Annotated in this window: 7 protein-coding genes and 1 pseudogene; 5 read left to right on the top strand and 3 right to left on the bottom strand. The window is 43.8% G+C overall.

Features of this window, described 5'->3' with window-relative positions; all coding sequences use genetic code 11:
- Positions 1-254: 254 nt before the first annotated feature.
- A complete protein-coding gene (locus DSM107010_RS37035) occupies positions 255-737 on the bottom strand; it encodes a GUN4 domain-containing protein (RefSeq protein WP_106171141.1) in 483 nt (160 codons plus the stop codon).
- A gap of 255 nt (positions 738-992) precedes the next feature.
- Between DSM107010_RS37035 and DSM107010_RS37030 the strand changes: the two genes are divergently transcribed.
- The 4 genes from DSM107010_RS37030 to DSM107010_RS37015 all read left to right on the top strand — a co-directional run bounded on the left by DSM107010_RS37030 (position 993) and on the right by DSM107010_RS37015 (position 3,047).
- Positions 993-1,436, top strand: coding sequence for an HAD-IA family hydrolase (locus DSM107010_RS37030; protein WP_106171139.1), 444 nt, complete (start codon positions 993-995; stop codon positions 1,434-1,436).
- A gap of 277 nt (positions 1,437-1,713) precedes the next feature.
- Complete coding sequence (locus DSM107010_RS37025) at positions 1,714-2,244, top strand: hypothetical protein (RefSeq protein ID WP_127025350.1); 531 nt, start codon at positions 1,714-1,716, stop codon at positions 2,242-2,244.
- Between the two features lie 299 nt (positions 2,245-2,543).
- Positions 2,544-2,726 (top strand): DUF3096 domain-containing protein, encoded by a 183-nt coding sequence (locus DSM107010_RS37020; protein WP_106171133.1) that lies wholly within the window; start codon positions 2,544-2,546, stop codon positions 2,724-2,726.
- Between the two features lie 105 nt (positions 2,727-2,831).
- Positions 2,832-3,047 carry a hypothetical protein gene (locus DSM107010_RS37015; protein ID WP_106171131.1) on the top strand — a complete coding sequence of 72 codons (216 nt, stop codon included), beginning with the start codon at positions 2,832-2,834 and terminating at the stop codon, positions 3,045-3,047.
- Between the two features lie 6 nt (positions 3,048-3,053).
- Here DSM107010_RS37015 and DSM107010_RS37010 read toward each other — a convergent pair whose 3' ends face one another.
- Positions 3,054-3,248, bottom strand: a complete 195-nt coding sequence (locus DSM107010_RS37010) for a hypothetical protein (protein ID WP_127025347.1) — start codon at positions 3,246-3,248, stop codon at positions 3,054-3,056.
- A gap of 134 nt (positions 3,249-3,382) precedes the next feature.
- Here DSM107010_RS37010 and DSM107010_RS37005 point away from each other — a divergent pair, with 134 nt between their 5' ends.
- Complete coding sequence (locus DSM107010_RS37005; RefSeq protein WP_199756036.1) at positions 3,383-3,946, top strand: GIY-YIG nuclease family protein; 564 nt, start codon at positions 3,383-3,385, stop codon at positions 3,944-3,946.
- 17 nt (positions 3,947-3,963) lie between these two features.
- Here the strand turns inward: DSM107010_RS37005 and DSM107010_RS37000 are convergent.
- Positions 3,964-4,258 (bottom strand): annotated as a pseudogene (locus tag DSM107010_RS37000) (hypothetical protein); the annotation flags it as partial.

The following is a 4,258-nucleotide window of genomic DNA, read 5'->3' as shown; positions in this document are numbered from 1 at the left end:
AGCTGAGACTATTGTGTGTGTATTTTGAGCATAGGTCTCAGTTTTCTTTTTGGCTAGTTTTTCTCATCGAACTCACGTTACATCAAAGCCAATAGTACAGAGGAAGCCTGGGAGAAGATGGCTATCCGATTTCCAGAGGAAGTCAAGGAAGGCTTCACTGTGCAAGAGTGGAAGAGTTTTAACGTAACTGTAGTGGAAGTTAAGCAGGATGAGTAGCGATCGCAGTCTACCCTTAAAGAAAACTGTAGTAGCTCTCAAAAATCTTCCACGCAGCAGTCTGCAAGCTTTGATGGCAATGTAGCAGTCCATCCAATCGCCAGTTCGCAAAACTTAAAAAATGGTGCGGCTGGCAAGTGTCCGGTAGGGGCATTGAGACTGAAATCCAGCTCGGAGTAATGATACCAGAGTGAGTACCGTTGCTGCGATCGCCACCCCACTGTATCGCCAAATTTTCCATAATCCTGCCCTACACTTTCCCAGATATAGCATTGTGCGGTGAAGCCAAAGCGATCGCTGCTGGATTTCAACCAAAGCGAATCGATGGTTTGCAAGTCTGCACAAGGGAAAGTCTCTATGTCCTCCTCCCTCAGCCAACCTGCTGCAACGCGACCGGAGATTTTTAGCATAATTGCCCCCGTCTCTTCATCCGCCTTTTTCCACTGACCAGATGCTAGTAAATCGCGTAGGGGTGAGTAATCTACGCCTACAGTTGATAGTAGTTCACTGCCTTCTAACATTACTGTTTCCTTATGCGATCTTGCTCAAATTTTCTCATTTCTGTTCTCAAACCTGATGAGGAGGAAAAGCCTTAGATGATGTAGCAAAATTACGGCTGATAAACCTATTTTCTACAAATTGATGACATTCAAAAACACTGTTGTATTCGACATTATAGGCACTTGCTTCAGCCTGGAAAAACCCCGCCAGCGACTAGTGGAGTTGGACGCTCCCGCTTATGCTCTAGAGCTGTGGTTTGCACAAACGCTCTTGTGATGCCTTTGCCTGATCTCATGAGACGCGGCTATCAACCGCTTAAAGAAGTGCTGGAGGCTGAACTGCCTAGAACCATGAAGTTGCTGGACATCAATTTGAATACTACACAGATGTCGCACGTAGTTAACTCTTTTTCCGAGCTGGAGTTGCAACCGGACGCTCTAGAAGCTTTTCAAATTTTAATTAAAGCTGGCTGGCAGTTAATTGCTTTAACCAATGGTAGCGAGAACTCGACACGCAAATTGCTGGAGAGTGCTAATGCCATCCAACACTTTAGTAGCATCCTTTCCTGTAACGCTATCCAAAAGACGAAGCCGCACCCCGATGTCTATGATCTGGTCAAACGAGATATCCAAGACGATGTGTGGATGGTTGCTGCTCACGCATGGGACATTGCTGGTGCTGCTCGTGCTGGTTTGAGAACCGCCTTCATTACCCAATAAGAGAAAGAATATCTCTTTATCTATCCACAGCCAGAAATAATTGCTAGCAACCTAGTTACAGCTGCAAGCTCAATTGCAGAAGCGAATAGCACAGCAGCTGTTTGGAAAACCCTTACATGAGTAAAGTAGCTCAGATCGATATATGCAACTTCGCTACCTTTAGTCCTAGAAGAGAATCACCGCAAGTTTCGTTAAATAGCTATATAATTATATTTAATAAGTTGTTTTTAAGAACGGTCAACCGTCAAGTCCGAGCGCATGGAATAGTAGCCCTCTCGTGAGGTTGTATACGGTTGACTATACTTTACAAACAGGATCTAAAAACGAGGGTGGAAGTTTAGGGGGTAAACAAATGCTTCTAAATCAAGAACCCGAAACAACAAATTCTATCGCAGAAATTCACAAAAAACTTCAAGATAGTTTAGTGATTAGATGGAAAAATTTTAGAGAAAGTAAGGATGTTAAAATTTACGAACAGTTTTTTGAGTATCTCTTAAAGGCTGGATTTGATGAAAGCGAATATAGAAAGATTATTCCTAATCCTGCCTATGACAATGCAGCCAAACTTATTGGAAAACCTTTTCTGCAAACAGCAAGTAAATTGGGGATTTATTTCGATGAAATATTTCCTGGTGACTTTGCCGAATCTAAGGAATTAACAAAAGGCAGTTATGAGGTGCGGAAGTTTCGTCTAACAGCTTACTTTAATCATCAACCTCTGTGCTGGTTTTTGTTGTCATTTTCTCATTTACATAATGAATTAGACTTTCCCTACCCGCCAGAGTTGAAAGTTGAAAAATTATTTTAGTTGACTCTTCAGCCTGGTGGCTGTCGGTTAATAAATTATTTTTCGTCTTAACAGATCGATCTCATCGAAACAGAAGCCCTTACGCTATAAAGTTTTCAGCTCTTGAAGCGATATTCATTCGGACTTGTAAAGCATACTTTAAAAATCGTAACTCCTTGATTCAGCTTGATTTTAGCAGTTTCTGTTGGGCGACATTAATTTGTTAAAGCGACCAAATAATCTGTTAACCGACAATAACTCCCAATAATAGATAAAGAAAAGTAAGATTAGAAACAAAGCTGTTACCCGTATAGTTAGCTATGCTTGACTTTCCACTTCTGGCACAAAAGTCTTCTGATATTGCCTTTAGTATCAGTATTAACGGAGTTGTCGCTTTAATAGCAGGGATACTAATTCTTTTTCTCCCGCGACTGCTGAATTACATTGTGGCAGTGTATTTAATTATTATTGGATTAGTAGAAATCTTCAATTTACGTACTTAGGCGATCGTCCCAGCCAATTTTCTAGGTGTAACACTCCCCATTTTTCTGATGCTAGCTTTGGTCGCTACATTGGAATATTTGATTATTGTTACCTAAATCAAAACTATGAAAGCTGGAAGAATTGCTAGGAATTTTGACCGAGCTAAACAAGCTAGCGACTCAAGCAGAGGATGTCGCCGTGGTGGTCGCCGATTTGGAGCGGGAAGAAAGAAAGGCTGTGGCAAATGGGGAGAGGAAACAGTAGTGATGCGCGTTCCCAAGTCGCAAGCCCAACAAGTCAAGGCTTTTCTAGAAAACATAAAGTCAATTGAGTTCGTCTAGAAGTTGCTACTGCTGTTCGTAGCAACTTCTAGCGTTGGGGCGAACAGACTTTCTTTCCCGCCGCAGCTGTTCTGAAGAGATAGGTTCTGACGGCGATAGTTGGGCTTGCCCTTGAGCTAATTCTTGGCGCAATTGACGAATGCGGCGCGACCAAGCTTCCCGTTCATTTTGCCTCAGCCAATCATCAGCAATCGCGTCCATATCTCCTCTCCACAGCCACAACAGGATACATACTAGCACCGGAACTCACGACGAAAAGCGATCGCACTCTCCCCTACTACACATTTTGACTCAAGGGGATTATCATTCTTTGGTCGTCAGCTTTTGAGATAGCATTGGAACCCAATCAGCTCAACTTATTCTCAGATTTGTTGCCCCAGCCAGTGACCAGACCAGAAATGCTGGTGATGGACGAGACAGCCCTGGTGCGGTGGAAGTCCCAAATCTACGATTATCAGCAACGAGCAAGGGAAAGTGAGCCATTGCAGCAGACAGCATTGTTTGACCTGACTCCGGCGCATTGCGATCCCGATAGCATTGACCCGTTTTCGCTACGACTGCACCCATCAGAATTCTATCGCCTGCCTGACAATGACAGTGAAGCTTGTCTATATTTCATCATTGATAACACCCTTCCTATCCTGCTGTACGTAGGGGAGACAAAGCGCACTCCTTCGCAGCGGTGGAAAGGCGTACATGATGCAAAAGATTACATTTCAAACTACATAAGCCTACACCGCAAGTACAAGCTAGATGTAGCAGTGGTAGCGGCTTTTTGGTGGGACGTGCCAGCGAATACCAAATCGAGGCAGCAGCTAGAATTGGCGCTGATTCAAAAGTGGCGATCGCCGTTTAATAAGGAGAATTGGGAAAGGTGGGGGCAGCCATTTGGCAAGTAAGGGGAAGCAATCGCTCCCTATGCACTCCCAAAGCGATCGCGATCGTGCGGCTGGTCAAAATCGACAATCGGACCCTTCGGCACAATTCGACTGGGATTAATCTCGGTCATACTCATGTAATAGGCACGCTTGGTATAGTCTAAATTGCACGTTGCTTTAAACTGGGGACGCTGGTATAGATCGAGTAGATAATTCCAGAGATTCGGATAGTCGAGAATTCGCCGCAAATTACACTTAAGGCGATCTCCAAGAAACAAAATACCTATGAGGCAGGTCGGATAAGAATATCCCATTTGGGCAAGAGGGGATTGC

The organism is Chroococcidiopsis cubana SAG 39.79 (genome assembly GCF_003991895.1).
Taxonomy (GTDB): Bacteria; Cyanobacteriota; Cyanobacteriia; order Cyanobacteriales; family Chroococcidiopsidaceae; genus Chroococcidiopsis; species Chroococcidiopsis thermalis.
The sequence above is the reverse complement of the archived record's forward strand: the minus strand, read 5'-3'. Positions and strand labels throughout refer to the sequence as shown.

What these genes read in the sequence shown, in the direction of transcription:
- DSM107010_RS37035 (WP_106171141.1), bottom strand. Translation starts at nt 737, where the DNA reads ATGTTAGAAGGCAGTGAACTACTATCAACTGTAGGCGTAGATTACTCA.
- DSM107010_RS37020 (WP_106171133.1), top strand. Translation starts at nt 2,544, where the DNA reads ATGCTTGACTTTCCACTTCTGGCACAAAAGTCTTCTGATATTGCCTTT.
- DSM107010_RS37010 (WP_127025347.1), bottom strand. Translation starts at nt 3,248, where the DNA reads ATGGACGCGATTGCTGATGATTGGCTGAGGCAAAATGAACGGGAAGCT.
- DSM107010_RS37030 (WP_106171139.1), top strand. Translation starts at nt 993, where the DNA reads ATGCCTTTGCCTGATCTCATGAGACGCGGCTATCAACCGCTTAAAGAA.
- DSM107010_RS37015 (WP_106171131.1), top strand. Translation starts at nt 2,832, where the DNA reads ATGAAAGCTGGAAGAATTGCTAGGAATTTTGACCGAGCTAAACAAGCT.